Annotated in this window: 21 protein-coding genes; 2 read left to right on the top strand and 19 right to left on the bottom strand. The window is 66.3% G+C overall.

The window, feature by feature from the left end; genetic code table 11:
- Nucleotide 1: 1 nt before the first annotated feature.
- The 6 genes from bamA to frr form a co-directional block, all read right to left on the bottom strand.
- Nucleotides 2–2,491, bottom strand: a complete 2,490-nt coding sequence (gene bamA, locus CE453_RS14780) for an outer membrane protein assembly factor BamA (RefSeq protein ID WP_089175281.1) — start codon at nt 2,489–2,491, stop codon at nt 2–4.
- A 215-nt stretch (nt 2,492–2,706) separates the two neighbouring features.
- Nucleotides 2,707–3,855, bottom strand: coding sequence for an RIP metalloprotease RseP (rseP, locus tag CE453_RS14775; protein WP_089175280.1), 1,149 nt, complete (start codon nt 3,853–3,855; stop codon nt 2,707–2,709).
- A gap of 23 nt (nt 3,856–3,878) precedes the next feature.
- Nucleotides 3,879–5,060, bottom strand: coding sequence for a 1-deoxy-D-xylulose-5-phosphate reductoisomerase (dxr, locus tag CE453_RS14770; RefSeq protein ID WP_089175279.1), 1,182 nt, complete (start codon nt 5,058–5,060; stop codon nt 3,879–3,881).
- A 4-nt stretch (nt 5,061–5,064) separates the two neighbouring features.
- Nucleotides 5,065–5,892 (bottom strand): phosphatidate cytidylyltransferase, encoded by an 828-nt coding sequence (locus CE453_RS14765; RefSeq protein WP_089175278.1) that lies wholly within the window; start codon nt 5,890–5,892, stop codon nt 5,065–5,067.
- Nucleotides 5,889–6,638 carry an isoprenyl transferase gene (locus tag CE453_RS14760; RefSeq protein ID WP_089175277.1) on the bottom strand — a complete coding sequence of 250 codons (750 nt, stop codon included), beginning with the start codon at nt 6,636–6,638 and terminating at the stop codon, nt 5,889–5,891. Before CE453_RS14760 ends, CE453_RS14765 begins: the two co-directional genes overlap by 4 nt.
- Nucleotides 6,639–6,696: 58 nt before the next feature.
- On the bottom strand, nt 6,697–7,260 hold the full coding sequence (gene frr / locus CE453_RS14755) for a ribosome recycling factor (RefSeq protein WP_089175276.1): 564 nt from the start codon (nt 7,258–7,260) through the stop codon (nt 6,697–6,699).
- 251 nt (nt 7,261–7,511) lie between these two features.
- Here frr and CE453_RS14750 point away from each other — a divergent pair, with 251 nt between their 5' ends.
- Nucleotides 7,512–7,925, top strand: coding sequence for a VOC family protein (locus CE453_RS14750; RefSeq protein ID WP_089175275.1), 414 nt, complete (start codon nt 7,512–7,514; stop codon nt 7,923–7,925).
- Between the two features lie 10 nt (nt 7,926–7,935).
- Here CE453_RS14750 and pyrH read toward each other — a convergent pair whose 3' ends face one another.
- The 4 genes from pyrH to CE453_RS14730 form a co-directional block, all read right to left on the bottom strand.
- Nucleotides 7,936–8,643, bottom strand: a complete 708-nt coding sequence (gene pyrH, locus CE453_RS14745; protein WP_248308076.1) for a UMP kinase — start codon at nt 8,641–8,643, stop codon at nt 7,936–7,938.
- 134 nt (nt 8,644–8,777) lie between these two features.
- Nucleotides 8,778–9,701: a translation elongation factor Ts gene (gene tsf / locus CE453_RS14740; RefSeq protein ID WP_089175273.1), complete on the bottom strand. Its 924-nt coding sequence runs from the start codon at nt 9,699–9,701 to the stop codon at nt 8,778–8,780.
- Nucleotides 9,702–9,879: 178 nt separating this feature from the next.
- Nucleotides 9,880–10,881 (bottom strand): 30S ribosomal protein S2, encoded by a 1,002-nt coding sequence (locus tag CE453_RS14735; protein ID WP_089175272.1) that lies wholly within the window; start codon nt 10,879–10,881, stop codon nt 9,880–9,882.
- 239 nt (nt 10,882–11,120) lie between these two features.
- A complete protein-coding gene (locus tag CE453_RS14730) occupies nt 11,121–11,513 on the bottom strand; it encodes a pore-forming ESAT-6 family protein (protein WP_089175271.1) in 393 nt (130 codons plus the stop codon).
- Between the two features lie 176 nt (nt 11,514–11,689).
- Between CE453_RS14730 and CE453_RS14725 the strand changes: the two genes are divergently transcribed.
- Nucleotides 11,690–12,856 (top strand): GGDEF domain-containing protein, encoded by a 1,167-nt coding sequence (locus tag CE453_RS14725; RefSeq protein WP_089175270.1) that lies wholly within the window; start codon nt 11,690–11,692, stop codon nt 12,854–12,856.
- A gap of 9 nt (nt 12,857–12,865) precedes the next feature.
- On the opposite strand, the gene CE453_RS14720 is transcribed toward CE453_RS14725, so the two are convergent.
- The 9 genes from CE453_RS14720 to CE453_RS14680 all read right to left on the bottom strand — a co-directional run bounded on the left by CE453_RS14720 (nt 12,866) and on the right by CE453_RS14680 (nt 25,121).
- Complete coding sequence (locus CE453_RS14720; protein WP_089175269.1) at nt 12,866–13,243, bottom strand: VOC family protein; 378 nt, start codon at nt 13,241–13,243, stop codon at nt 12,866–12,868.
- 78 nt (nt 13,244–13,321) lie between these two features.
- Complete coding sequence (locus CE453_RS14715) at nt 13,322–14,017, bottom strand: helix-turn-helix transcriptional regulator (RefSeq protein WP_089175268.1); 696 nt, start codon at nt 14,015–14,017, stop codon at nt 13,322–13,324.
- A 10-nt stretch (nt 14,018–14,027) separates the two neighbouring features.
- A complete protein-coding gene (gene pncA, locus CE453_RS14710) occupies nt 14,028–14,738 on the bottom strand; it encodes a bifunctional nicotinamidase/pyrazinamidase (protein ID WP_089177907.1) in 711 nt (236 codons plus the stop codon).
- Nucleotides 14,739–14,906: 168 nt separating this feature from the next.
- Complete coding sequence (gene dnaE, locus CE453_RS14705; RefSeq protein ID WP_089175267.1) at nt 14,907–18,383, bottom strand: DNA polymerase III subunit alpha; 3,477 nt, start codon at nt 18,381–18,383, stop codon at nt 14,907–14,909.
- Nucleotides 18,384–18,897: 514 nt separating this feature from the next.
- Entirely contained in the window at nt 18,898–19,587 is a 690-nt protein-coding gene (locus CE453_RS14700; protein WP_089175266.1) for an ABC transporter ATP-binding protein, read from the bottom strand.
- 2 nt (nt 19,588–19,589) lie between these two features.
- Nucleotides 19,590–20,879 (bottom strand): lipoprotein-releasing ABC transporter permease subunit, encoded by a 1,290-nt coding sequence (locus CE453_RS14695; protein ID WP_089175265.1) that lies wholly within the window; start codon nt 20,877–20,879, stop codon nt 19,590–19,592.
- Nucleotides 20,880–20,892: 13 nt separating this feature from the next.
- On the bottom strand, nt 20,893–22,224 hold the full coding sequence (gene proS / locus CE453_RS14690; RefSeq protein ID WP_089175264.1) for a proline--tRNA ligase: 1,332 nt from the start codon (nt 22,222–22,224) through the stop codon (nt 20,893–20,895).
- A 161-nt stretch (nt 22,225–22,385) separates the two neighbouring features.
- Nucleotides 22,386–22,886, bottom strand: coding sequence for a pantetheine-phosphate adenylyltransferase (gene coaD / locus CE453_RS14685; RefSeq protein ID WP_089175263.1), 501 nt, complete (start codon nt 22,884–22,886; stop codon nt 22,386–22,388).
- A 66-nt stretch (nt 22,887–22,952) separates the two neighbouring features.
- Nucleotides 22,953–25,121: a methyl-accepting chemotaxis protein gene (locus CE453_RS14680; protein ID WP_089175262.1), complete on the bottom strand. Its 2,169-nt coding sequence runs from the start codon at nt 25,119–25,121 to the stop codon at nt 22,953–22,955.
- Nucleotides 25,122–25,207: the final 86 nt, after the last annotated feature.

Below are 25,207 nucleotides of genomic sequence, written 5' to 3'. Positions count from 1 at the left end.
GTCAGAAGCGCGTACCGCCCGAGAAGCGGAAGGCTTGGGTGCGGTCGCCGCCGTACTTGGCAAAGCCGAACGGCCCGTTGCCCCACTGACCATCGTCCTTGCTGAGCGCATAGGCGTAGTCGAAGCGGATCGGCCCCAGCGGCGACTGCCACAGCAAGCTCACGCCAACCGAGGAGCGCAGCACGTTCTTGTCGCGCACGCAGGCGATGTTCGACTGCGCGCCACCGGTCACGACGTTGAACGCCCGGGCCTCGGAACCAGCAGGGCAGCTACCCAACGCCGTCTTCGTGCCGCCGTCGTAATTGAACAGCGTACCGGCGTCGGCGAAGACCGCACCGCGCAGGCCGAGATCACGCGGCAAGCCCCAGATCGGGAACTGCACTTCGAGCGTACCGCCGAAATAGGTCGTGCCGCCGAGCGCGTTGGCCGTCGGATCGTTCAGCACGTCGCGCGGACCGATACCGGAGGGCGCAAAGCCGCGTACAAGGCTCGGTCCAAGGAAGTAGTGGTCAGCCATGCGGAGATTGCCGCTGGTCGCCTGGACGTGACCACCCTGGAGGCGAACGAAGCCCACGACGTCGTCGAAGATCTCGCGATAGTAGCGCGCATCGGCCGCGATACGCAGGAACTTCGAGTCGCCGCCAACGCCCGCGAATTCGGGCTTCAGCTCCGCGATGAAGCCGTTGCGCGGGTTCTGAACGTTGTCGAGCGAGTTGTAGTTGAAGTTCAGGCCGACGAGCGAGGTCAGCGTCGAACCCTGCGCTTCCTTCACCGCGACCGAGGCTTCGCCGTTGGTGACGCAGTTGTAGACCGCGTCACCCGGGATCGGCGTGATGCCCTGGATCGGGAAGGTACAGTCGTTATAGGGTCGGCTGACCTCGTTCGGGATCTTGATGTCCGTCACATAGAGCGAATAGCGCGGCGTGACCGAGAACTCTTCCGTGATCGGGAAGGTGAAGCGGACCTGACCGCCGGTAACGCGGCTCTCGAAACGGCCAACATTGTAGTTGTCGTTGTACTTCGAGAACAGGTCGAAGCCCGCCGCCACGCGATAACCGAGGAAATATGGCTCGGTGAAGTTGAAGTCGACGCCCTGCGTACGCTGGCCGAGCGTGCCGGCGATGCGAACGAACTGGCCGCGGCCGAGGAAGTTCGATTCCGACAGCGAGATCTCACCGATCGCGCCGTCCGCGGTCGAGTAACCGCCGGCGATCGAGAACGAACCCGTCGCCTTGTCCTCGACGTCGATGTTGATGACGACACGATCCGGCGCGGAGCCCGGCTCGTTGGTGATGCGGACCTTGTTGAAGAAGCCCAGATTGTTCAGGCGCCGTTCGGCGCGGTCGATCATCACCTTGTTATAGGCATCGCCCTCGCCGAGATCGAGCTCGCGGCGGACGACATAGTCTCGGGTACGGGTATTGCCGCGCACGTTGATGCGCTCGACATAGACCCGCGGACCTTCGTCGACGACATAGGTGATGCCGATCACGTGGCCGGAGGCGTCACGATCGCCGCGCGGGCGAACCTGCGCGAAGGCATGACCTTCACGATTGACTTCGGTGGTCAGTGCGACGAGCGACTTCTCGACCGCCTCGGCGTTGTAGGTGTCACCCGTCGAGGTGGCGAGATAACGCTGCAACCGCCCCGCATCGACACCCGGCACGGAGGAATCGACGCCGACGTTGCCGACCTTGTACTGCGGGCCTTCCTCGACCTGGATGTCGACCACCCAGCCACCGGCCTTCTCATCGAAGCGCGCAGAGTTGTTGACGATCTGGAAGTCGGCATAGCCGTTCTTCAGATAGAAGCGCCGGATCAGCTCGAGATCGGAATTGATGCGGTCCGGATCATAGACGTCAGAGGTCTTGATCCAGCTCAGGAAGTTCGACTCGGTCGAGGTCATCAGCCCGCGCAAGCGGCCCGACGAATAGACATTGTTGCCCGAGAAGTTGATCGACTTGATGCCGGTCTTGCTGCTCTCGTTGATGGTGTAGACGACGTCCTGGCGGCCGTTCGGAAGCGGCGCGATGCGACCGCTGACGGAGGACAGGCCGTAGCCGGCGCGGCGATAAGCCTCGCGCAGGCGCTCGACGTCGGAATCGATCAGGGCCTGGCTGAGCGGCCCGCCGGCGCGCGACTGCACCAGTTGCGAAAGCTGCTCGCTCTTGAGGCGACGGTTACCCTCGAAGGCAACACGATTGACGGTACCGCCCTGTTCCTGGACGGAGATCACGGTCTGCGCGCCGCGGCGGCTGACCTGGACGTTGCTGAACAGCCCCGTCGCCAGCAGGCTCTCGCGAATCTCCTGCGGATTCTCACGGCCGGCGGCGTAGGAGCGGATCGTTTCGGCATCGACTCGCCGGTTACCGTGGACAACCACGGCCTGCGCGAACGCAACACCACCACTCACGGCCAAGATCAAAGCCGAAAGTCCGATCGATCGAGAGAGCCGCGCCTTGGTCGTCCGGCTCTTTTGGGTCGACGTCATCGGGTCGCCTATTCCATTTCTCTGGTCACCACCCCAACAGGGGACCGCCATCTGGGAGATCGCGGCAGGGCGAGATTTGCAGTGCAATCGCTTCTACAAAGTTTCCCGCAGGGTGCAAACCGCCATCATCGTTAATAAAGTATTTTTAAAGACCTCGTTGCCGGGGCGCCACGCGGGCCGCCGCGATTCCGCCGCAAAGCGACGTGGCGAGGCCCTCAGAGCAAGCCCTTGACGTGGACGAGATCGTTCCAGGTCACGAACAGCATCAGCATCAGGACGAGCGCCAGGCCGAGCCGAAAACCGATCTCCTGAGCACGGGGGCTCAAGGGGCGGCCGCGGACCGCCTCGTAGAGGTAGAACAGCAGATGCCCGCCATCGAGCATCGGCACCGGCAGAAGGTTCATCAGCCCGATCGAGACAGACAGGATGGCGGCCAGGTTGACGAGACCGAGCAGGCCCGCGTTCTGGGCCACCGCCCCCGAGACCTGCGCGATCCGAATCGGACCCGAGAGCTGGTCGGTCGAGGCGCGCCCTCGCACCAGCTTGGCGATGTAGTCATAGGTCTGCGTGACGATGAACCAGCTTTCGGTGACGCCCTGCTTGAGGGAGTCGACCGCGCCGAAGCGTTGCACCGTCCAATCCTCTGGCCGCGGCGACGCCTTGACGCCGATCACGCCGATGCGCTGCTTGCCGAGCGGAGAGTCCATTTCGACGAGGGCTGGCGTCACCGGCAGCGTGACCGTGCTGCCTCCACGCGTGACGATCACCGTAAGGGTCTCGTCGGGCTGGGTCGAAACGATACGCTGCATGTCGGAGAAGCTGTGGATCGGCTGCCCGTCGATGGAGATCACCAGATCGCCCGGCTTCAGGCCCGCGCGCTCGGCAGCGCTGCCGGCCACGATCTCGTCGACGCGCGGCGTCAGGACATGCTTGCCGAAGATGAAGGCCGAGCCGGCGAAGATCAGGATCGCGAGCAGGAAATTGGCCATCGGGCCGGCCGCCACGATCGCGGCGCGCTCGCCGATCGACTGCGCCGGGAAGGAGCGCTCGCGCTCCTGCGGCGTCATCCGGTTCACCGCCTCGTCGTCAGGGGCACTGGCGGCGTCGGCATCGCCCGAGAACTTGACGTAGCCGCCCAGCGGGATCAGCGCAAAGCGCCAACGCGTGCCGTGCTTGTCGTTGAAGCCGAAGATCTCGCGACCGAAGCCGATGGAAAAGGTCTTCACGTCGACGCCGCACCAGCGGCCGACCAGGAAGTGGCCGAGCTCGTGAATGAAGACAACCAGGGTCAACACGAACAGGAAAGGCACCAGATAGCCCAGCACGAAATGCCCCGCGCTGCCGATCGACCCCAAAATTTCCATCGAACTCTCCCGATCCTCCCCAGTTAGGTGACAGTGAACGAGCCTTGCGACAAGAGCGAGGCGGCCCGTCGTCGCGCATCATGGTCAATGGCGAGCGCGTCAGCGACGTCGCGCGGGGCGTGGCTGAGGCCCGTCTCCTGCGCACAGACTTCGGCCACCAGCGCGGCAATGCCCGGGAACCGGATCCGCCCGGCAAGAAAAGCCGCGACCGCCACCTCGTTCGCGGCATTGAGGATGGCGGGCTTCGCCCCGCCCTCCGCCAGGGCCGCGAGCGCAAGCCCCAGCGCGGGGAAGCGCTGCAGGTCGGGTCGCTCGAAGCTCAGGGGGGCGCCGGCGGCGAGATCGAGGAAACGGGTCGGCGGAGCGTCGAGGCGGCCGTCGATGCCCAGGCAGTGCGCAGCCGCGACCCGCATGTCAGGCACTGCCATGCCGGCGCTGACAGAGCCGTCCCGGAAGGTGACGAGGCCGTGCACGACCTGCTGCGGGTGCACCAGCACATCGAGCTGCTCCGGCCGCAGGTCGAAGAGGAAGCGGGCCTCGATCACCTCGAGTCCCTTGTTCATCAACCCGGCGGAATCGACGGTGATCTTGGCGCCCATCGCATAGTTCGGATGCTTCAGCGCCTGTTCGGGGCCGGCCTCGGCGATCTGCTCAGCGCTCCAGGTGCGGAACGGACCGCCGGAGGCAGTAAGCGTCATGCTCCGGATCGAATCGAGCGGCTCCTGGCCCAGCACCTGGAACAGGGCGTTGTGCTCGGAATCGAGCGGTAGCATCCGGGCTCCGACGGCCGCAGCGCGCGCCATCACGGCCTCTCCGGCGCAGACGAGGCTTTCCTTGTTGGCAAGCGCAATGGTCCGGCCCGGCATCAGCGCGGCGAAGGTCGCCTCCAGCCCCGCGGCGCCGGAGATCGCGCTGACGACGATGTCGGCAGGACGGCCAACGGCTTCGAGCACGGCCGAGCGCCCTGCCCCGCTTGCGATCCCCGTGCCGGCCAGCGCCTGCTTCAGCGCCGCGGTGGCTGTCTCGTCGGCCAGGGCAGCGAAACGCGCGCCCGTCTCGATCGCAACGCGGGCAAGCCCTTCGGCGTCGCGCCCGCCGACGACCGTGCCGATCGCCAGCCGCTGCGGGTTCTCGGCAACGACGTCGCGAACCGAACGGCCGACGGAGCCTGTTGCTCCCAGAAGCGTGACGGTGCGAAGCGGCATCTGATCAGAATTCGATATGGAAGGCGAAGAGGGCAAGCCCCGACAGGACCAGCACGGCCCAATAGCCGTCGAGCCGGTCGAGGAATCCGCCATGGCCCGGAATGAGCCCGCTCGAATCCTTGGTGTCGAAGCGACGCTTCAATGCGGATTCATAGAGATCGCCTGCCTGGCTCACGATGGAGGCGATGAGTGAAGCGACGAGAACGCGGCCGTTCAAACCGAATGCGCCGGTCGTCGCCCAGCTCCAGATCAGTGTGCCCGCGACCGTTCCCGCGAGTGTGCCGCCGGTGGCCCCGGACCAGGTCTTCTTGGGGCTGACTCGCGGCATCAGCTTCGGTCCGCCGAGCTTTCGGCCGGTGAAATAGGCAGCGATGTCGGTCAGCCAGACGACGGCGAAGCTCCACAGGATCAAGGCAAGGCCGACCGCAGGCCAGTCGCGCAAGGCCGGCGTGATCATGGCGAAGGCCAGCGCATAGGCCACGCCGCAGAGTTCGAGCGGCAGGCGGGCCCGGACGAAGGGCGCTGCCAGCGCGCCGATCAACGCCGCAGCGGCCGTCACGCCCGCCACGGCGGCAGCAGAGAGCGGCAAGACGGCGAGAACGAGCCCGGCCGCGGCGACACCGGCCCCGGCCGCGACGGCATTGGCCCGGCTGACGATGGAGAGCCATTCATAGGCGACGATGCCGGCGACCAGCACCCAGGCCAGCCGGAACGGCCAGCCGCCCCACAAGGTCAGGGCGAGAATGACGGCAGCGAGAATGAGCGCCGAGACGACCCGTCGCTGCAGCTCGCCGGCACCTTGAGGGGCCGCCGCGGGGCGCGGCTCATTCACGCGACGCCCACGCTGCGGTCTGACGGCGCCGAGAGCCCGCCGAAGCGGCGCTCACGCTGCCGGTATTGCGCCAGCGCATCCTCGAAGGCAGCGCGATCGAAATCGGGCCACATCACCGGCGTGAAGACGAATTCGGCATAGGCCGCCTGCCAGAGCAGAAAATTGGAGATGCGCGTCTCGCCGGAGGTGCGGATCACCAGCTCCGGGTCGGGCAGGTCATGGGTATCGAGCCGCGCGGCGAGCGCAGTCTCATCGATGGCCGACGGGTCGATGCGCCCAGCCGCGGCGTCAGCGGCCAGCTGGCGCGCCGCGCGGACGATCTCGTCGCGCGAGCCGTAGTTGAAGGCGATCGCCAGGATGAGGCCGGTATTACCGCGTGTACGCGCCTCGGCATGCTCGACGAGGCGGCGCAGGTCCGGCGCCAGATCCTGCCTGCTGCCGATGACGCGCACCTGCACATTGGCGCCGGCAAGCTCGGTCAGGTCCTTCTCGACGAAATGCTTGAGCAGCCCCATCAGGAAGCTGACCTCGGCATGGGGCCGGCGCCAGTTCTCGGTCGAGAAGCTGTAGAGCGTCAGTACCGCGATACCGAGATCGCTGGCATTGCGCACCGTGCGCCGTAGCGCTTCCAGGCCGCGCCGATGCCCTTCCTGGCGCGGCAGGCCGCGCATCTGCGCCCAGCGGCCGTTGCCATCCATGATGATGGCGACATGGGTCGGGGTTGGTACGCCCTGGCCAGATGACATTCGGATGAGCCTCGCTGGGCCGGAAAGGGAAAGCGCACCGCCCCGCGGGGCGGGTTCGTCAGACGTGCAGGATTTCCTTTTCCTTGGCGGCCAGCGCCTGATCGATCTCGGCGATGTGCTGGTCGGTGGCCTTCTGGACCAGGTCGGAATTGCGAGCGGCGTCGTCCTTGGTCATGTCGCCGTCCTTCTCGAGCTTCTTGACGACATCGATGCCATCGCGACGGACATGGCGCACGGCGACCTTGGACTCTTCAGCGTATTTGTGAGCGACCTTGACCATCTCCTTGCGGCGCTGCTCGTTCAACTCCGGAATACGGATGCGCAGCACCTGGCCTTCGGTCTGCGGGTTGAGGCCGAGGTCGGATTCGCGGACGGCCTTGTCGACGGCCTGAACCATCGAGCGGTCCCAGACCTGGACGCTGAGCAGGCGCGGCTCCGGCACGGAAACCGTGGCGAGCTGGCTCAGCGGCGTGCGGGCGCCGTAAGCTTCGACCGTGATGGGGTCCAGCATGTTGGCGGAAGCGCGACCGGAACGCAGCGAAGCGAGATCGCCCTTGAAGGACTGCACGGCGCCAGCCATGCGGCGCTTGAGGTCAGCGAGGTCGAACGTCGTCTGGGCCATTTCAATCAAGACCTTACGGAACATCAAAAATCGGCGCGACCATGGCGGCGGGACCGCACAGGGTCAAGAACTACCTGTCCGAACAGCATTTTCCCCGCCTGTGGGCAAGGGGAAAGCAGTCTGAACCGGCACATCATGGCCGGGCGGCGGGAAAGACGGTTGGAAGCCCCCTCCCGGACACCCATCTCCACATTACCGCCTCGCTCCGCCGCGAGCCAGTTCCGGTTTGCACAAACCATGGGAGAAAGAGCTTGCCTCGCCTGAACCGCATCATCGAGACCGCGCTCTACGTCGACGATCTCGAACGCGCCTCCGCTTTCTATGAGACCAAGCTCGGCCTGGCGCCGTTGCTGAAGACCGCGACGCTGTTCGCCTACGATGTCGGTGGGCAGAACGTGCTGCTGCTGTTCCTGCGCGGGAAGTCGCTGCTGACGCAATCCTCGGCCGGCGGCAGCATCCCGCCGCATGATGGCAGCGGACCGCTGCACATCGCTTTCGCAATCGACACGGACGAGCTGCCGGCCTGGGAGGTGAAGCTCGATCAGCTCGGCATCATCGTGGAAGGGCGCATGCAGTGGGAGCGCGGCAGCACGAGCCTGTATTTCCGCGACCCGGACGGGCATCTGCTCGAACTGGCGACGCCCGGCTTGTGGCGGAGCTACTGAAGCGAACGCCTCAGGGCGTCACATAGGTCGCCCGGCCCTCGCCGCGCAGCACGGCCGCGAGCGCGCCCTTCTCGGCAATCGAGAAGACCACGATGGTCAGCATCGCGTCGCGCGCCAGCGCGAAGGCGGCGGTGTCCATCACCTTGAGGTCACGCCGGATCGCTTCCTCGTGGGTGAGCGTGTCGTAGCGGGTTGCGGTCGGATCCTTCTTGGGATCGGCGGTATAGACGCCGTCGACCTGCGTCGCCTTGAGAAGATGGCTGCAGTCGAGTTCGGCCGCGCGAAGCGCTGCGCCCGTATCGGTGGTGAAATAGGGATTGCCGGTGCCGCCGCCGAGGATGACGACCTTGCCGTTGCTGAGATGGTCGAGCGCGCGCTTGCGGGCATAGCTCTCGCAGAGCGAAGGCATCGGCACCGCCGACATGGCGCGCGCCGGCGCACCGGCCGCCTCGATCGCATGCTCCAGCGCGAGCGCGTTCATCACCGTGCCGAGCATGCCGATCGAATCGGCGGTGGTGCGGTCGAGCCCCTTGTTCAGACCCTGCACGCCGCGGAAAAAGTTTCCGCCGCCGACGACGATGCCGACCTCGACGCCTTCGCGGGACGCGTGAGCAATGTCGGCCGCAAGCGCCACCAGCGTACCGCCGTCGAGGCCCGAGCCTTGCGGCCCGGCCAGGGCTTCGCCGGAGAGCTTCACGAGAACGCGTTTGGGTCTCATCGATGGTCTCTCCGTCATTGTGGCTGCCGCCGGGAATCGCCGGCTCTTCTTCCTACAAGAAAGGCCGCGCGATGCGCGGCCTTTCTGTCATCTCGTCATGGGCTTGTCAGCCCATCTTTGCCGTGACCAGCCGATCAGCCGGTGGTGCCGCCGGCGGCAGCAACCTCGGCCGCGAAATCCTGCTCTTCCTTCTCGATGCCCTCGCCGAGCGCGTAGCGGGCGAAGCCGGTGAGCTTCACGGGAGCGCCGACCTTGCCCTCGATCTCCTTCAGGACCTGCGAGACCGACTTGGAGCCGTCATGGATATAGGCCTGCTCCAGCAGGCAGTTTTCCTTGGCGTAGCTCTTCAGGCCGCTCTCGGTGATCTTCTCGAGGACATGGGCGGGTTTGCCGGCGTTCTTTTCGGCCAGGATCGCCTTCTCACGCTCCAGCACCTCGGGAGCGACCGAGGCGAGGTCGAGCGCGACCGGGTTGGTCGCGGCGACATGCATGGCGAGCTGGCGGCCGAGCGTGGCGAGCTCGTCGCCCTTGCCGGTCGACTCCAGCGCGACGATGACGCCGATCTTGCCGAGGCCATCGGCGATCGCGCCATGGACATAGGAACCGATCACGCCCGAGGAGACCTTGAGCGAGGAAACGCGGCGCAGCGTCATGTTCTCGCCAATGGTGGCGATGGCGTTGGCAATGGCCTCCTGCACGGTGCCGCCACCCGGATAGTGGTGGCCGAGCAGCGCCTCGACATCGCCGCCACGCTCCAGCGCCACGTCGGCAACGGTCTTGGCGAGCGCCTGGAACTCGGGGTTGCGCGCAACGAAATCGGTCTCGGAGTTGACCTCGACGACCACGCCCTCGTTGCCCTGCACGGCGACGGCGACCAGGCCCTCGGCGGCGACGCGGCCGGCCTTCTTGGCGGCCTTGGCGAGGCCCTTGGCGCGCAGCCAGTCGATGGCGGCCTCGAGGTTGCCGTCATTGGCGGAGAGCGCAGCCTTGCAGTCCATCATGCCCGCGCCGGTCTTGTCGCGGAGTTCCTTCACGAGTGCGGCGGTGATCGCTGCCATGGTCTCAAATCCTTGCTGTCGTTGCGGCTCAGGTCCGGTGACCGGCCGCGGAGCGGAATGTGCGGACGCCTTATGGGGAAACGCCGACGCTCCGTTTCCGGCCGTCGGCGCTGGTCGGCGTCAAATCGAGAGGCTGATTGCGACGCGCCTATGACGCGCCGCCATCACAGAGCCTGCATCAGGCGTCGGCGAACTCGCGCGCCTGGGCGACCCAGCCCTCGCGCTCGATCTTGCCACCGAGCTTGAGGTCGTGGTCGATCTTGGTCACCTCGGCCGGCGACATCGCAGCGATCTGCCAGAAGTGGTAGATGCCGCCGTCGTTCAGCTTCTGGACCGCGTCGGGGCCCATGCCCGAAAGCTTGGTCAGATCATCCGGCGCGCCGCGCGGGGCGGTCAGCGTCTCGAAGACCTGGCCTTCGGCCGCAACCGGCTCCAGAACCTCTTCCACGACCGGCGCCTCGGCGGCGCCGACGTCGATGCCCTGGTCGCCCGACGCGCGGCCGATGCCGTCGATGGCCGAGCGCGCGATCAGGTCGCAGTAGAGCTGGATGGCGCGGCCGGCGTCGTCATTGGCCGGGACCGGGAAGGTGATGCCGTCCGGATCCGAGTTCGAATCGACGATCGCAGCGACCGGGATGCCGAGGCGCTGGGCCTCCTTGATCGCGAGCTGCTCCTTGTTGGTGTCGATCACGAAGATCATGTCCGGCGTGCCGCCCATGTCCTTGATGCCGCCCAGAGCCTTCTCGAGCTTGTCGCGCTCACGCGACAGCATCAGGCGCTCCTTCTTGGTCAGGCCGGAGCCGCCGCCGTTGAGCAGCTCCTCGACCTTGCGCAGGCGCTGGATCGAAGCCGAGATGGTCTTCCAGTTGGTCAGCATGCCGCCGAGCCAGCGGGAGTTGACGTAGTACTGGGCCGAACGCTTGGCGGCATCGGCGATGGCATCCTGCGCCTGGCGCTTGGTGCCGACGAAGAGCACGCGGCCGCCGCGGGCGACGGTGTCCGAGACCGCCTGCAGGGCGCGATGCAGCATCGGCACCGACTGCGACAGGTCGAGGATGTGGATGTTGTTGCGGGTGCCGAAGATGTAGGGCGACATCTTCGGGTTCCAGCGATGCGCCTGGTGGCCGAAATGGGCACCGGCCTCGAGGAGCTGGCGCATGGAGAGATCAGGCAGAGCCATGGTGTTCTAGTCCTTCCGGTTGAGCCTCTGGAGCGCGAATGAACAGGCATGAGCTGCCACGTCACCGGAACGCCTCATGAGAAAGAGGCGATACGCTCCATGTGGAATGGCGTGCGCCTTACAAGGGATGGCGCCGCAATGCAAGCCGGCCGGCGGGAGAAACCGTGGCGGCCGACGAAAAATCCCGCGCGACGGCTCGCGCGGGATCATGGGAGACGAAAATCGGCTCTCGCCAAGCCTTACTGCGGCAGCTTGGCGCCCATCTGCTTCACGAGATCGCCGATCTGCTTGCAATACGCGGCCGGGGTGCCGTTCTGGGCCTTGGCGATGGCCTCGATGTCCTGCTCCATGCCCATCGCCGAAATCTTGCCCTTGCGGCCAGCGGCTTCGGCGGTGTCGCCACCGCTGAGGTCGGCCGGGGCCGGGATCAGCGCGATCAGCTTCTTCTGCACGTCGACGGCCGCGCCATCCGTATAGCCCTTGTCGACGCAATAGCCGAGAATGCCAAGCTGATTGCGCGCAGCCTGATAGGCAACCTTGAGCTGATCGGCCTGCGTCTGGGCAAAAGACGGAGCAACGGAGGAGAGCAGCGCGGCCGCGGCGACGGCCATCAATGACTTTTTCGAGATCATCTTGAGATATCCTTTAAAGTTTCAAGACAAATGCATGACGGACATGCGTTCCTTCCCCCCGGCCGTCGTGGTTATCTTGCCCGGTTCACGCCGGCAACCCTCGTTGCTGAACGGTGCACAGACACCCCGGTCGGAACGGCCTGTGTCCCTGATCGGAGGATCGGAGTGAAGCCGGCATGATTCTCGACCTGCGCACGATCTTCGTCACCGGCGCGCTCACCTGCTTCATCATCGGCGTGATGCAGTTCGCGACCTTCGCGACCGGCCGCTATAGCCGCAGCCCGGTCTGGTGGGGGGCGAGCAGCCTGTGCATCGGCATCGGCTTGATCGGGACCGCCTTCCGCGGCGAAATCCCGGACCTTGTCTCGATCCAACTTGCGAACACCACGCTGCTCGCCGGTTGCCTCCTGCTGCTGCTCGGCATCCGCCATTTCGCCAAGCGGGAGATCAACTGGCTGGGCTTCGGCGCCATTCTGCTCGCAATCTGGATCCTGCTCTCGGCCTTCCCGGGCGAGCAGGGCTACTCGAAGCGCGTCATGATCTTCTCGACCGCCATGGCGCTCTGCGATGCGGCGATCGTACGCGAAGCCATCCGAATCGCACGGCTGGAACGGCTGCGCTCGGCCTGGCTGGTGGCCATGCTGTTCGCGCCTACGGTCGTGATCTATGGCGGCCGCAGCCTGCTGGCAGCCTTCGATCAGGTCGGGACGGAACTGTTCCCCCCGAATGCCGGCCCGGTCGGCTGGCTGGCGGGGACGGGCGTCGCCTTCATCATCCTGCGCGGCCAGGCGTTGCTTCTGCTCGCTGCCGAACGCAGCAACCAGGCGCTGGCGACACTGGCCCAGCGCGATCCGCTGACAGGCGCCATGAACCGCTCCGGGCTGGAGCAGTGGCTCGCCCGGCAGGTTCGCAGCCAGCATCCCGAACAGCGGGCTGCGATCCTCCTCGTCGACGTCGACCACTTCAAGATGCTCAATGACTCGCTGGGCCATGCCGCCGGCGACGAGGTTCTGCGCCTGTTCGCCGACACCGTACGCGGGCAGCTGCGCGGCAGCGACATCCTGGCCCGGCAAGGCGGCGACGAATTCGCGATCGTCCTCCCGGGCCTCGGCATCCAGGAAGCAGTCCACGTGGCAGAGCGCATCCAGATCGCCTTCCGCAGCACCTCGGCCGGGCTCGCCGTGTCGACCCCGGCACCGACGCTCAGCATCGGTGTCGCGGAAGTCGATCTGCGCGGGCGCGACATCGACCAGTTGCTGGCGCAGGCCGACGAAGCGCTCTACCGCGCCAAGCGGCTGGGGCGCGACCGCGTCCAGGCGCATATCGTCGAGGCGGCGGCCTGAAGCCGCTGCTTACTTCTCTTCCGGAAACGGCCAGAACACCCGCAGGCGATGACCGTCGGGATCGCAGGCCGTGAAGGTGCGCCCGAAATCGAGATCGGTCGGCGGCTGCAGGATCATGATGCCACGCCCGCTCCAATCGGCACAGGTCGCGTCAACCGCCTGCGCCGACGGCGCAATCGTCGCGATTTCAGCCGCCCCACCCTGAGCCGTGGCGGCCGGCTCGACGGTGTGACGCGACCAGAGGCCGAGGCGTGCCCCTGAAGGCAGGGCGAACATCGCGAAGGTCGGCGATTGCTCCAGCGGCTCCTGCCCGAGGAGATCGGCGTAGAAGCGCGCGCTCGCGGCCGGACTCTCGACATGAAGCAGAATGAAGTGAGCATCGAACATGGTGGGCTCCTGCGGTCCATTGGGTCTCGACAGGCAGGAATGCTAGAATCAGATGCTGCCAATTTCCGGCAGTGTCTGTCATTGCGGCAGTGGAATGCCTTCCTTCTCGCGCCAGGCCTTGAGCAGTGCCGCGCGCCGCTGCGGATAGCGCTCCTCCAGCGGCGTGAAGCGGCTGATCCTGTCGGCGCGGAAATGCCGGAAATCCTGCCTGAGCTCACACCAGGCGACGAGCACACGGACATGGTCGAAGAAGGACAGCGCCAGCGGCCAGACGGTTCGCTCGCTCGCCCGCCCCTGCCCGTCGCCATAGGCGATCTGCGCCCGGCGTTCCGAGCGGATGGTGCGGCGGACTATGGAAAGATCGACCGCCTCGCCGGCCTCGATCATGCGGCCCGGCCCGAGGATCAGCACCGCATCCTCGACCCGACGCCCGAGATCGGGCGGCAGCATCGCGACGATCTTGGCCATGGCATCGCGCGCGGCGAGCGCGAGCGGCCCATCCGCCCGGTCTGCGACCCAGCGCGAGCCGAGCAACAGCGCCTCGATCTCGTCCTCGCCGAACATCAGCGGCGGCAGCATGAAACCGGGCTTCAGCACATAACCGAGGCCCGGCTCGCCCTCGATCGGCGCGCCCTGCCCCTGCAGCGTGACGATATCGCGATAGAGCGTGCGGATGCTGACGCCGAGCTCGTCGGCCAGCTTGCGCCCGGACACCGGCCGCCGATGGCGGCGCAGGAGCTGGACGAGATCGAGCAGCCGCTCGGCGCGAGACAAGACGGTTCCTTCAGCCCGGCAGGTCGGTCGTCTTGATGCGGCTGACGTCGTTCTCGGCCATCTCGGCCCAAGCCCTGCCCAAAGAGCCTTCGAGGTCGATGGCGCGGCAGGCGTCCTCGACGACATAGGTGTCGAAACCCGCCCGCGCCGCATCCTGCGCGGTCCAGTTGACGCAGAAATCGGTGGCTAGCCCGGCGATGACCACGCGCAGGATGCCGCGTTCGCGCAGATAGCCGGTCAAGCCGGTCGGCGTCGTGCGGTCGGCCTCGACGAAGCCGGAATAACTGTCGATCTCCTTGCGGTAGCCTTTGCGGATGACCGCCTGCGCCGGGACGATGTCGAGATCCGCCCGGAACTCCGCCCCCTTGCTGCCCTGCACGCAATGCTCCGGCCAGAGCACCTGCTGACCGTAAGGCATCGCGACCATCTCGAAGGGGCGTTTGCCGGGATGGCTCGAGGCGAAGGAAGAATGCCCGGCGGGGTGCCAGTCCTGCGTCATCACCACATGGCTGAAGCGCTTCGTCAGCGTGTTGATGATCGGCACGACCTCGTCGCCGCCGGGAACCGCGAGACTGCCGCCGGGGCAGAAATCGTTCTGGACATCGACGACGATCAGAACGGTCCGCTCATCGATCACCGGTATCTCCTGCGCCCTTGCGCCCCGTGCGGTTGCAGCGGCGCCCAACGCTGCCGCTCCCGCGATCAAACTGCGTCGGTCGATTCCGAAAGCTTCCGCCACGGCCGCCTCCCAAGCATCGGCCGCGGCGCGATATGCGCCCCGAAAAGCCGATGCGACGCCAGACCGGCCCAGCCTGCGTCAGCCCCGCGGCGACGGCAAGAGCCCGGATGCGCGCGACACTCAACAATCCGAGAGTGCCGGACCGCTCCGTCAGCGCAGCTCGACCGAAACCACGCCCGGCGCGGCGCGCACCGCATTGGCGACCTGCTGACTGACCGGATATTTCCCCGGCAGCTCGATCTCGACCTCCTGCGCCCCGTCGTCGAGAATCATCACGATCGAAACCTTGCCGTCCGAACGCGAGGCCTCGCCGCGCGGCCGAATGCGCTCGGCGATCGAGGCCACCGCCTTGTCGTCGCGCAAATAGATCAGGAGGTCCTGCTTCTGCCGCGAGGCGAGGTCGTCGAGCACCTCGACATCCTCGATGCGTGGCCGCACCTCTTCGCCGTCGAGCACGGCCGAGAGGCGCAGCACCAGTGCCCTGCCCGGCTCGAGCAGGTCGCGGTAGCGCATCAGCCCTTCCGAGAACAGTACCGCCTCGAACTGGCCGCTCGGATCGGACAGGTTGACGATGCCCATCTTCGAGCCGGATTTGGTGCGCCGCTCCGACTTGTCGATGACCGAGACCGCCACCTTGCCGACGCCAGTGCCGTTGGCGCGCACGGTCTGGGAGAAATCGGCATAGCGCTGCACGCGCAGGCGCTTGAGCACATGCTCGTAATCGTCGAGCGGATGGCCCGAGAGGAAGAAGCCGACGGCTTCGTGCTCGCGCTTGAGCTTCTCCGCTGGCGCCCAGGGCTCGACCTGCGGGATGCGGAAGGCTTCCTGGACCAGCCCTCCGCCGAGGAGATCGAACTGGCCGGCGGCCGCCTCGTCCCGCGTGCGGTTGGAGAGCGCCAGCATGCCATCGATCGCTGCCATGGCGCGGGCGCGATCCTCTTCCAGCTCGTCGAGAGCACCCGCCGCGATCAAGGCCTCGAGCGTGCGGCGATTGACCAGTTTGGTGTCGATGCGGCGGGCGAGGTCGGCGAGGCTGCGGAAAGGGCCGCCTTCCGCCCGCGCCGTCACCACCGATTCCACCGCCGCCCGGCCGACGCCCTTGATGGCGCCGAGCGCGTAGAAGATCTTGCCGTCGGCCACATCGAACTCGACGCCGGAATGGTTGATGGCCGGCCGCTCGACCTTGATGCCGAGGCGTTCGGCATCGCGGCGGAATTCCGAGAGCTTGTCGGTATTGCCCATGTCGAGCGTCATCGACGCCGCCAGGAACTCGACCGGATAATTCGCCTTGAGATAGGCGGTCTGGAAGGCGACGACGGCATAGGCCGCCGCATGGCTCTTGTTGAAGCCGTAATCGGCGAACTTGGCGAGCAGGTCGAAGATCTCGGAGGCGGTCTCCTTCTTGATCTTGTTCTCGATCGCGCCCTTCACGAAGCGGTCGCGCTGGGCATCCATCTCCGCCTTGATCTTCTTGCCCATCGCGCGGCGCAGCAGGTCGGCCTCGCCGAGCGAATAGCCCGAGAGTGCCTGCGCCACCTGCATCACCTGTTCCTGATAGACGATGATGCCGTGGGTCTCGCGCAGATAGGGCTCCATGCCGGGATGGAGATAGGTCGGATCCTCCAGACCGAGCTTGCGGCGGCAATAGGTCGGGATGTTGTCCATCGGGCCCGGCCGGTAGAGCGCCACCAGCGCGATCAGGTCCTCGATGCGGTCGGCCTTCATCTCGACCAGCGCCTTGCGCATGCCGACCGATTCCACCTGGAACACGCCGACCGTCTCGCCGCGGGCCAGCATGGCGTAGGTTGGCGGGTCGTCGAAGGGGAGCTGCGCCAAGTCGATATGGATATCGCGTTGGGCGATGAGCTTCACCGCCGTGGTCAGCGTGGTCAGCGTCTTCAGGCCGAGGAAGTCGAACTTCACCAGCCCGGCCTGCTCGACCCATTTCATGTTGAACTGGGTGACGCGCATGCCGGTGCGCGGATCGACCGAGAGCGCGACGAGCTGTTCCAGCGGCCGGTCTCCGATCACCACGCCTGCGGCGTGGGTTGAAGCATGGCGGTGAAGCCCTTCCAGCTTCTGGCCAATTTCGAGAAGGCGCGCGACGATCGGCTCCTCTGCGGCGGCCGATTGCAGCTTCGGTTCGCCCTCGATCGCGTCCTTCAGCGAGATCGGCTTGGCCGGGTTCTGCGGCACCAGCTTGGTCAGCTTGTCGACCTGGCCATAGGGCATTTCCAGCACGCGGCCGACATCGCGCAGCACGCCGCGCGCGAGCAGCGTACCGAAGGTGATGATCTGGGCAACGCGCTCCTGCCCGTAATGGTGCTTGACGTACTCGATCACCTCTTCACGCCGGTTCTGGCAGAAGTCGATATCGAAGTCCGGCATCGACACGCGGTCGGGATTGAGGAAGCGCTCGAAGAGCAGGCCGAAGCGCAGCGGATCGACGTCGGTGATGGTGAGCGCATAGGCAACGAGCGAACCTGCGCCCGAACCACGGCCGGGGCCGACCGGAATGTCGTGCGCCTTGGCCCATTTGATGAAGTCCGAGACGATCAGGAAGTAGCCCGGGAACTTCATCCGGGTGATGATCGAAAGCTCGAAATCGAGCCGCTTCTCGTAGTCCTCGACGGTGAAGCCCTCGGCCGGGCCGTGCTTGTCGAGTCGTGCGGCGAGACCGGCACGGGCCTGAACCTCCAGCTCCTCGGCCTCGTCGCGTCCCTCCTCGCCGAAGCGCGGCAGGATCGGCTTGCGCGTGGAGACGCGCCAATGGCAGCGCATCGCGATCTCGACCGTGTTTGCCAGCGCCTCCGGCAGATCGGCGAAGCGCTTCTGCATCTCGGCGCGAGAGGCGAAATAATGCTCGGGCGTCACCCGCCTGCGTTCGCCGTCCGAGACGAGCCGACCTTCGGCGACCGCCAGCAGCGCGTCATGCGCGTCGAAATCGGCGGGCTTGGCGAAGAAGGGTTCGTTGGTCGCGACGATCGGCAGGTCGGAATCATAGGCGAGGCGCAGGAGATGCGCCTCCAGCGCCGCCTCGTTGTCGCGGCCATGACGCTGGATCTCGACATAGAGTCGGTCGCCATAGATGCCGGCAAGCGTGGCGAGGCGTGCCGCCGCGACCGGAAGCTGGCCGTTGCGCAATGCCGTGTCGATCGGCCCGTCGCTGCCCCCGGTCAGCGCAATGAGGCTGGCGTGATAAGCCGCCAGGCGCTCGACCGTCGTTACCGGTTGGCCGGAGCCCCCGGTCGCCAGCGCAGCCTCGCTGACGAGCTTCATCAGATTGCCGTAGCCGGCCTCGTCCATGGCGAGCAGGACGATGTGCGGCAGGCGCTGCGGCTGGGCCGGCCTGCGGCCACCGTCACCCTCATCAGCGAAATCCACGGAAAGCTGCACGCCAGCGATGGGCTGCAAGCCGCCGCCAGACAGCTTCTCAGAAAACTCAAGCGCACCAAAAAGGTTGTCGCTGTCGGTCAATGCCAGGGCCGGCTGGCCATCGGCAGCGGCCATCTTGGCGAGAGTCGAAACGGTCATCGCGCCTTCGAGCAGCGAATAGCTCGAATGGACATGGAGATGGACGAAGCCGATCTCCGACAGGATGCGCGCCTCGCCTGCTTCCCGCCCCATATCCCTCTCCTGTCGCGGCGCCGCGACTCGTCGATCCGCCTCTATCGCTTATGACGCCGTGGCCGTGCCCACGTCGAGGCCGATCCCGCAGGCACGGCCAATCTGTGGATGACTCCTGCCAGGATCAGACATGCGGGCCGGAGAGAAGAGCTGCCCAGAGCCAGATCATGCCGAGGAACACGCCCAGCGAGGCGATCTCGGCCAGGCCGGCGGCGAATTTACGCGCTGCAGTCATGACGAACCTCCGTCGTTCTCGATAGGTTTGATTTTAGTTCATGATTTGTTCTCGTCAATGACGATACGCCATCCTCCCCCTGCGCATGACGGAAACGCTTAACAGAATCTAAATCGGCAAGCCCCCGGCCGCTGGAACTGCTGCGCTTGCGAGGCGTGTCCTTCGGACGCAGCGAAGCAGCGTCCGAAGCCATGCGCCGCCCCCTTGCCGGATGCGCTCCAACGGTGAGCCCGGATCATGACCGGGATGACGGCGCTCTCCTGGCAGAAGCCGGTCCGCTCAGCCGAGCGGTACGACCAGCCCTTCGCGGATCGTGACCTGGCGGTCCATCTGCCGGGCGAGATCGAGATTATGCGTCGCGATCAGCGCGGCGAGCCCGGAAGCACGGGCAAGCGCGATCAGCGTGCCGAAGACATGCTGGGAGGTATGCGGGTCGAGATTGCCGGTCGGCTCGTCCGCCAGCAGCAGCCGCGGGCCGTTGGCGACGGCGCGGCCGATGGCGACGCGTTGCTGCTCGCCGCCCGAAAGTTCGCCCGGCAGGTGGTCGAGCCGCTGGCCGAGGCCGAGGAAGCTCAGGAGCTCCGTCGCCCGCTCTTCCGCCACGTCCCGGTCGAGTCCGCGGATGCGCTGCGGCAACACGACGTTCTCCAGCGCCGTGAACTCCGGCAGCAGATGGTGGAACTGGTAGACGAAGCCGATCTCGGTGCGGCGCAGCCGCGTGCGCCCCTTGTCGTCGAGCTTGGTCGTGGCAAGCCCGCCGACGAAGACCTCGCCGGCATCAGGCTTCTCGAGCAGGCCGGCCACGTGCAGCAGCGTCGACTTGCCGGTGCCGCTGGGCGCCACGAGCGCGACGACCTCGCCCGGCCAGAGCGCAAAATCGGCCTTGCGCAACACTTCGAGCGGCGCATCGGCCTGCGGATAGAAGCGCTCGACCTGCGAAAGGAAGAGCGTCGGCGTCTCCTGTGCCATGCTCACCCCATCCTCAGCGCTTTGACCGGGTCGAGCCGGGCAGCCTTCCAGGCCGGATAGAGCGTCGCCAGCAGCGACAGCACCAGCGCCATCAGCACGACGCTCGCCACATCGCGCCAGTCGAGGACGGAGGGGATGTCACTGAGGAAGCGCACGGTCGGATCCCAGAGATTGGCGCCGGTGATCCAGTTCAACGCGGCCATGATCGACTTGATGTAATGGGAAAACAGCACACCGAGGATGAAACCGGCGAGCGTGCCGACCACGCCGATCGTGGCACCCGTGATGAGGAAGACGCGCAGCACCGTGCCGCTGGTCGCCCCCATGGTTCGCATGATCGCGATGTCCTCGGTCTTGTCCTTCACCAGCATGATCAGGCCCGAGACGATGTTGAGCGCCGCCACCAGCACGATCAGCGTCAGGATGATGAACATGACGTTCCGCTCGACCTCGAGCGCGTTGAAGAAGCTGCGGTTGCGCTGGCGCCAGTCGGAGAGGACGAGCGGGCGCGGCGCATCGGCCTCGATGGCGTCGCGGACCCTTTGCGTGTTGTCCGGATTGTCGACGAAGATCTCGATGACGTTCACGTCGCCGTCGCGGTTGAAATAGGCTTGGCTCTCGGCCAGCGGCATGTAGACGAAGGTGCCGTCGAACTCGGTCATGCCGATCTGGAAGATCGCCTTGACCGGATAGGCCTTGATGCGCGGCGCTGTCCCGAACGGGGTCGAGGCGCCTTGCGGCGTCACCAGCGTGATCGTGTCGCCGACCTGGACGCCGAGCGCATTGGCGAGGCGAATGCCGATGACGACGCCGGGCGTGCCGTCGAAGCCTTCGAGCGTACCGGATTTGATGTTGCCGCCGATGAAGGGGATCGACTTGATGTCGGCCTCGCGCACGCCGCGCACGAGCACACCGCTATTACCGGTCTGCGAGGAGGCCAGCGCCTGCCCCTCGACCAGCGGAATGGCGAGCTTGATGCCCTGGATCTTGCGCAAGCGTTCGGCGACGCTGTCGAAATCGTCGAGCGGCCGGTCGATCGGCGTGGCGAAGATATGGCCGTTCACGCCGACGATCTTGCTCAGCAGCTCGATGCGGAAGCCATTCATCACCGACATCACGATGATCAGCGTCGCGACGCCGAGCATGATGCCGAGGAAGGAGAAGCCGGCGATGACCGAGACAAAGCCCTCGCGCCGACGCGTCCGGAGATAGCGCCCGGCGAGCAGCCACTCGAAGCCGGCGAAAGGCTTCGTACCGGTCGGAATATCCGAGCCTTCGGCGACAGCGCTCATGCTCGGTATCCCGTCACGCCGCCCTGCCCTTGAAGCGGTCGAGCGCGGCCTCGAGCGAGACCGTCTCGCGCTCGCCACCGGCGCGGCGCTTGATCTCGACCTTGCCCTCGGCCAGCCCCTTCGGGCCGACAATGATCTGCCAGGGCACGCCGATCAGGTCGGCGGTGGCGAATTTGGCGCCCGGACGGTCGTCGGTATCGTCGAGCAGGGCGTCGTAGCCCTTGGCGAGCAGGTCCTTGTAGATGCGTTCGGCCGCTCCGTCGGTCGCGGCGTCGCCGGCCTTCAGGTTGATGACAGCGATGTCGAAGGGCGCGATCTCCTCCGGCCAGACGATGCCGGCATCGTCATGGCTAGCCTCGATCAGCGCGGCGACGAGACGGCTCGGACCGATGCCATAGGAGCCGCCATGCAGCAGGACCTGCTGGCCGTCGGGCCCGGTTACGCTCGCGCCCATCGGCTCGGAATATTTCGTGCCGAAATAGAAGATGTGGCCGACCTCGATGCCGCGTGCCGAAACGCGCTTGTCTTCGGGAACCGCCTCGAAGGCGGCCTTGTCGTGCATTTCCTCGGTCGCGGCGTAGAGGCTCGTCCACTTGTCGAAGACGCCCTGCAGGCCGGCGACACTGTCGAAATCGGTGTCGGCGGCCGGGGTCTCGAAATTCAGGTAGTCGCTGTGGCAGAAGACCTCGCTCTCGCCGGTCGAGGCGAGCACGATGAATTCGTGCGAGAGATCGCCGCCGATCGGACCGGTATCGGCCTTCATCGGGATCGCCTTCACGCCGAGCCGCGCGAAGGTGCGCAGATAGGCCGTGAACATGCGGTTGTAGGCGTGGCGCGCCGCGTCCTTGTCGAGATCGAAGGAATAGGCGTCCTTCATCAGGAATTCGCGCCCGCGCATCACACCGAAGCGCGGACGCACCTCGTCGCGGAACTTCCACTGGATGTGATAGAGGTTGAGCGGCAGGTCCTTGTAGGACTTGACGTAGGCGCGGACGATCTCGGTGACCATCTCCTCGTTGGTCGGGCCGTAGAGCATCTCGCGGTCGTGCCGGTCCTTGATGCGCAGCATCTCCTTGCCATAGGCGTCGTAACGCCCGCTCTCGCGCCAGAGATCGGCCGACTGGATCGTCGGCATCAGGATCTCGATGGCACCGGCGCGGTTCTGCTCCTCGCGGACGATATTGCTGATCTTGTTGAGCACCCGCAGCCCCAGCGGCAGCCAGGCATAGATGCCGGCTGATTCCTGGCGGATCATGCCGGCACGCAGCATCAGCCGGTGCGAGACGATCTCCGCCTCCTTGGGCGTATCGCGCAGAAGGGGCAGGAAATAGCGGGAAAGGCGCATCGGAAAACCTGTCGGAGGGCAGCGCGCGAGGGATCGCGCCGGGAAACTACGCAACGAGTCGCTTTAGCTCAGAGACACCATCGCTCTCGGCAAAATGCAAACCAAAATGAGCAGAAAGCGGCGGAACATGGCGAAGTTGTGTGCCGTTCGCGGCAAAAGCCTCAACGGCGTGCGAAGCGCACCTTCAGCGCCTTGAGCACGGGCGGCGGCACGAAGGCCGAGACGTCCCCGCCCATTGCCGCGATCTGCCGCACCAGCGTCGCGGTGATATGCCTCACCGGTGGGGAAGCCGGCAGAAAGACCGTCTGCACCTGGGGGGCCATGGTCGCGTTCATGCCCGCCATCTGCATCTCGTAGTCGAGATCGCTGCCATCGCGCAGGCCGCGCACGATGATGCCGGCCCCGGCGCGCTTCGCCGCATCGACCGCCAGATCGTCGAAGGTGACGACCTCCAGAGCCGTGCCATGGGGAGCCAGCAGCGGGGCAGCGACCTCCTTCAACAGCGCCGCGCGCTCCTCGGCCGAGAACATCGGCGTCTTGCCCGGATGCACGCCGATCGCCAGCACCAGCCGGTCACACAGGCCGGCGGCGGCGGCGATGACATCGGCATGGCCGTTGGTCACGGGGTCGAAGGAGCCGGTATAGAAGGCGGTGCGGGTCATATCGCAGCGTTAGAGCATCGGATCGAAAAGGGGAATCCGATTTTCGAGAGCAACGACCTCGCGCGACTACGCCGCCCGGACCTGGACGATGAACTCGCCGACCCGCGCATTGAGCCTGTAGGCCAGCTCCGACAGGTCGGCAGAGGCGCGCTCGACGGCGGCTGCAGCGTCCGCCGTCTGGGCCGAGGCGGCGGAGACGAGGCTCGTCGCATCGCCGATGCGGGTGAACTCACCGGTGGCGGTGCCGACATCCCCGACGATCTCGTGGGTCACGCCATGCTGGTGGCGCATCGTCTCGGCCGAGCGGCGAACGGCTTCACTGAGGCCGCCGATCATCTCCCGAATCCCGGCGATGGCTTCGACGGTCGCGGACGTCGCCTCGTTCATTGCCGCGATCTGCCGCGCAATGTCGTCGGTGGCGCGGGCGGTCTGGCCGGAAAGCCCCTTCACCTCCGAGGCGACGACGGCGAATCCCCTGCCCGCCTCACCGGCACGCGCCGCCTCGATCGTGGCGTTGAGGGCGAGCAGATTGGTCTGGGCCGCGATCTCCGAGATCAGCCCGACCACATCGGAGACGCGCGAGGCGCCGGCGGCCAGCGAATCGACCACAGCCCCCATCCGGTCGGCGTAGTCCTTGGCGGAGCGGGCGGAATGATCGGATGACTGCATGTCGCCGTCGAGCTGATCGATGACGACACACAGACCTTCTGCCGCTGTCCCGATCGACCGGATGCTGGCAACCGCGCGGGCAGCCGAATCATGGACCGTACCGGCACTGCGCCGCGTCTCGCTCACGCCCGCGTTGAGCTCACTCGCGGTGATCTTCAGCCCGTCGGCAGCGGCCGAAACCGCGGCGGTCGCGCTGAGGACCGAACGCTCCAGATCGGCGGCAAGATCGGACAGGAGCTGTTCGCGCTGGGCCCGGTTCTCCCGGTCGTGCTCCTCGCGCTCCTGCAGGCGCATGCCCGCCTCCTCCTGCATGCGTTCGCGGATTCGCTGGACCGAGGCCGCAATGGCGCCGATCTCGTCGCGTCGCTGCGCACCCGGAATGCGCATGCCCGTGCGACCGGCCGCCACCTCGGTCAAGGCGAGCGCAAGGCCGCCGATCGGGCGGGCCACCGACATGCCGAGCAGCAGGGCGACAATGGCAATCGGCCCAAGCGCGCTGAGGCCGGCGACGATGATCGCATTGTCGATCCTGTCGACGACGGCGAAGGCGCTCGCCTCGGGCTCGGTCAGCCACAGCAACCAGGTGGTATCGCCGAGCCTCATCTCGCTCCCCTTGGCCACCAGCATGTCCCCGGCGCGGCTGCGCATCTTGAGCAGCCGGCCATCAGCCTCGGCCAGCCGGCGCTGATCGAGCGTTCCTTCCGGGGCCCTCGCGTCGCGCCGCGCCGCCGGATTGGAGCGCATGAAGCCGTCGCGACCCAGGACATAGCTCCTGATGCCGGGCGAACTCGCCGATAATGCCGACAAGGTCTCGTCGATGAAGCGCGTGTCGACGGCGACCACGAAGGTGCCCATCACGTCGCCTTCGCCGTTGGCGTTGCGGAACTGCTGCGCGATGAAGGCCCGGGGCTGCCCGCCGATCAGGTCGTAAGGGGCGAAGTCCACGGTCGCCTGTCCGTTCGCAGGCAGCTTGCCCGCCGCTGCCACCGCCTGCGAAAGCCCGGTCCCCGCCAGCTCCGGATCGCTCAGCAGGCGGCCGAATTCCGGTCCTTTCGTCACGCTGTAGACGACACGTCCGTTCGGGTTGACGAGATAGATGTCGGCATAGCCGAACTGCCGGAGCACGGAGAGATAGGTCTCGTGGATCGGGACATGGCGCCAGGAATAGACGGTCCTGCGGTCGCTCCCGGTCCTGTCGCGCCGGTCTGCCGGGCTGACTGCCGGGTCGTCGCGAAAATAGTCGGTGACCTCGCGCAAGCTTTGCGGGTTGAACTCCATCCACTTGCCGAGCTCGTCGATCCTGCTGACGGCATAGGCGCTGCGGGCCTCGACCGCGACCTCCGCATGCAGCCGTCGCCAGCTCCGCTCGATCACCTGCGCATAGCTGTCGGCGAGAAGGGCCAGACGTTCGGCGGCGGTGGTCTCGGCCCAGGACGATACGGTGCGATAGGCGGCCAACCCCACGGCGAGTGCCGAAAGACAGGCGAGCGCGAGCATGGCGAGGGGAAGTCTAACCCTGAGACTGAACAAGTACCCGCCCCCGGCCCAGCTTAAACGCTGCGTCATCGGAGCAGAATCGCGTTAAATTTCGTTGAAACCGAACGTGTGAAGCAGACGAAACCACGCGCCTGCCATCCACGGAAACGTGGCGC

The sequence above is a fragment of the Bosea sp. AS-1 genome (genome assembly GCF_002220095.1).
Taxonomy (GTDB): domain Bacteria; phylum Pseudomonadota; class Alphaproteobacteria; order Rhizobiales; family Beijerinckiaceae; genus Allobosea.
This window is presented reverse-complemented; position numbering and strand designations above follow the sequence as displayed.